Annotated in this window: 3 protein-coding genes and 1 pseudogene; 2 read left to right on the forward strand and 2 right to left on the reverse strand. The window is 77.4% G+C overall.

All coding sequences use genetic code 11. From position 1 onward, the window contains the following. A pseudogene (locus ACFV0Q_RS39850) lies at nt 1-240 on the forward strand (hypothetical protein); the annotation flags it as partial. Between the two features lie 39 nt (nt 241-279). Here the strand turns inward: ACFV0Q_RS39850 and ACFV0Q_RS39855 are convergent. Further along, entirely contained in the window at nt 280-468 is a 189-nt protein-coding gene (locus ACFV0Q_RS39855) for a DUF5703 family protein (protein WP_266578090.1), read from the reverse strand. A gap of 47 nt (nt 469-515) precedes the next feature. On the opposite strand from ACFV0Q_RS39855, the gene ACFV0Q_RS39860 reads away from it, so the two are divergent. After that, nucleotides 516-1,181, forward strand: a complete 666-nt coding sequence (locus tag ACFV0Q_RS39860) for a hypothetical protein (protein WP_385012787.1) — start codon at nt 516-518, stop codon at nt 1,179-1,181. Nucleotides 1,182-1,242: 61 nt separating this feature from the next. Here the strand turns inward: ACFV0Q_RS39860 and ACFV0Q_RS39865 are convergent, their stop codons facing one another. Continuing rightward, complete coding sequence (locus tag ACFV0Q_RS39865; protein WP_385012789.1) at nt 1,243-3,420, reverse strand: ATP-binding domain-containing protein; 2,178 nt, start codon at nt 3,418-3,420, stop codon at nt 1,243-1,245. Between the last annotated feature and the right edge of the window lie 33 nt (nt 3,421-3,453).

A 3,453-nucleotide genomic window follows, 5' to 3' on the forward strand; every position in this document is an offset into this window, starting at 1 on the left:
GGCACGCCCGGCACCCCCGGCGGGCAGACCCCCGGTACGCCGGGCACGGGCACGCCCGGTACGCCGGCCGCCCCCGGTACGGGGTCCGTCACCCCCGTCACCCACCCCGGCCAGGGACCCGGTACGCCCGGGCTCGCCGCCACCGGCGCCGGTGACGCCCTGACGGCCGGTGTTCCGCTCGCGGGCGGCCTGCTGCTGGCCGGCGCCGTGCTCTACCGGCGCGCCCGCAACGCCGCCTGACCGGGTACTTCGACGCGGGCCCCGGGACCGGGGCCCGCGTCACCAGGTCGCGCGGACCTGCCGGATGATCCGGCGGCGCAACCGCACGCGGCGGCTGCCGTCCCGGAACAGGGCCAGGCGGTCCAGCTCCCAGTGCCCGTACTCCGCATGGTCGGTCAACAGGCGGGTCGCCTCCTGGCGGGAGGTCCCGCGAGGCACGTACACGTCGACAAATTCGTATTCCGGCATCGCATCTATTGTGCGGGCACGGGCCCGCTACGGATAGCGTCTGCACTATGTCTGATGCCGCTCTGCCCACTGTTGCCGAGGTACGCGCCGCCGCCGAGGCGGTCAAGGCCGCTCTCGACCGTCACCTCGCCGCGGTCGAGAGCAGGATCGGGGACGAGGACCCGGCCGTTTACGCCGCCTTCAACGAACTCGCCGCCGCCGCCGAGGAGTACGACGAACTCCTCTACGACCGCTACGACGAGGTCACCCCCTTCGAGATCCCCACGCCCGAGGACGGTGTCGCGTACACCGGCCCCGCCGAGCCCGCCGCCTTCAGCGTGCTCATCCGCCGCGACTACGCCGTCGTGGAACCGGCCCGGCTGATCGCCCAGGCCGAGCGCGTCGCCGCGCACGACCGGGACGCCGAACTCGTCGACGACGGAGGCACCGCGGGGGCGCTCGGGGTGCTCTTCGGGGAGTACGAGCCCGACGAGATCGCCTCCCGCTACAAGGAGTTCGGGCTGGAGGAGGGCGACTCCACGCTCTGGATCGCGGCCCTGGAGGAGGTCGCGGAACCGGGGGACTGGCTCAACTCGCCCTTCGGACAGGCCGATCCGCAGGACGTCCTGCACCGCTTCGACGTGAGCTCCGTCTTCGACGAGGAAGAGGACGACGACGGGGAGGACTTCGAGGAGGACGAGGAGAACGCCGAGCCGGGGCTGACCCCCGCCTGAGGCCGTGGCACGCGAAGCGCCCCCGCCCCGCCGACGACGGCTGGGCGGGGGCGCGCGTGCGTCACGCCTGCTGGTCCTGGGCGGCCGTGAGGGCCCGCAGCAGGCCCGTCAGCCGGGTCGTACGGGGCTTCGGCGGCACCTCGGCCACCGCGCGCGGCAGTGCCTGGTCCACCCCGTGCACCACCGACAGGTGCCGCTCGGCCCGTCCGAACGCCGTGTACACCCAGTCCCGCGACAGGGCCTCCGCCGCGTCCCCCGGCAGGACGACCACCACGGCCGGCCAGCGCGCGCCGACGGCCTGGTGCGCCGTCACGGCCCAGCCGTGCCGCACCTGGGCCTCCACCCGCTCCCTCGGTACGACGACCCGTGCGCCCGCCGCGTCCAGGTGCAGCCCCTGCGCGTCGGCCGTCACCACCCGCGCCGGGAGCGCCCGTCCTGGCGAGGGCACGTGGACCACGCGGTCGCCGGGGTCGAAGCCGCCGAACCGGCCGGGGCCGGGGTTCAGCCGCTCCTTGAGGGCCGCGTTCAGGGCGCGGGTGCCCGCCGCGCCGCCGTGGCCCGGGGTGACGACCTGCACCGCGTCCGCCGGGATCCCGAAGGCGCGCGGCACCGATTCGGAGACCAGCTGCACGGTGCGGTGCACGGCCTCCCCGGCGTCGCGCACCGGGACGATGACGATCTCCTTGCCGGGGGCGTCGACCTGGTTCAGCTCCCCGATCCCGATGCCCGACACCAGCTCGCCGAGCGGGCCGGGGTCCGGGGTACGGGACACCAGCCGGGGGCAGGCGGCGGCCGCCAGCACATCGGCGAACACCCGCCCGGGCCCGGCCGATCCGAGCACGCCGGGGTCGCCGGAGAGCACCAGACGGGCCCCGTCGGGCACCGACTCCACCAGCGCGGCGGCCGTCTCCACGTCCAGCTGGGGGGCGTCCAGCACGATGAGCAGGTCGAGGTCGAAGCGGCCGTCGGCGTCCCGCCCGGGGCCCTGCGTCCCCGCGAGCAGGCCCGCGACGCCGACGGCGTCCGCGGAGTCCCCGGCCGGGGCGTGCGCGGCCAGGGCGGCCCGCAGGCCCAGCTTCCGGGCGGCCGCCAGCAGGGCCAGCGGCTCGGCGCGGGCGGCCTCGCCGCCGGTGTGGGCGACCAGGCCGTGCCCGGCGACGGCGCGGATCAGCTCCGCGCCGGGGCCGGTGGCCGCCTCGGACCAGTCGGCCGGGGGGCCGAAGGTGGCGGACAGCCGGGCCAGGCCGTCGGCGAGGCTCTCCTCCGCCAGGGCGTACTCCTCCAGGCCCACGAGGATCCTTACGGGCTGCTCCTCGCCCTCCGCGACGGGCTCGCCCAGCGGCTCGTGGAACACCAGGACCGCGCCGTCCCCGATGGACGCCTCCAGGGCCTCGGCGGGGGCCGGAACGCCGTACTGGGCCAGGGCCTTCTCCAGGACCGGGGCCTCCAGCGCGGTGTGCCCCTTGAGGGCGGCCTGCGCCAGCAGCCAGCCCAGCAGGGCCGCGCCGCGGCGCTCGTCGGCGGGGCCGGCCTCCGGGCCCAGCAGGGCCTGCGCGAAGCCGTCCGCCTGCGTCGGGCGCACCCCGGGGACCGCGAGCAGCAGCCAGGGGTCCTCCGCGAGGCGCTCCGCCGCGCCCTCCCCGAGGGCCTCGGCGGCGGGCCCGGCCAGCGCCTCGGGGGCGCCGCCGCGGGCGAGCACCGCCCGTACGGCGCCGATGTCCCCGGTGCGGGGGGCGGCGGGCGCGGGGGCCGCCGCGGGGCGGGGGGCCGGGGGAGCGGGGGCCGCCTTGCGGGGTTCGGCGGGGGCCTCGTCGAAGTACACGGCGGAGGGCTTGGCGCCGCTCTCCACGGCCCGTACGGCGGCCAGCAGGTCGGCGGCCTTGCCGCTGAGCTTGGCGCCCGCGTCGACGGGGGCCTCGCGCTCGGCCTTCCGCCGCGCGATGCGCTCCCGCTCGACCTTCTGCGCCGCCAACTCGGCCTGCGCCTCCGTCAGCTTGGCCCCGGCTTCGCCGGAGGCGGCCGCGTCCGGCTCGGCGCCCCCGGCCCCCTGGTCGTCCGAGTCCGAGTCCGCGTCCGAATCCGCGTCCGCGTCGGCTTCGGCCTCGGGACCCGGGTCGGTGGCGTCGTCGTCGTGTGCCGTGGGGTTCGGCTCCGGGGTCGGCGGGGGCTCGTGCCCGGTGCCGGCGTCGGCGGGCCGGGATTCCGCTTCCTCCGCGGGGGCCTCGGGGTCCGTACTCACAGCGTGCTCGAGTCCTGATCGGGATAGCGGTGC

The sequence above is a fragment of the Streptomyces sp. NPDC059564 genome, assembly GCF_042735575.1.
Classification (GTDB): domain Bacteria; phylum Actinomycetota; class Actinomycetes; order Streptomycetales; family Streptomycetaceae; genus Streptomyces.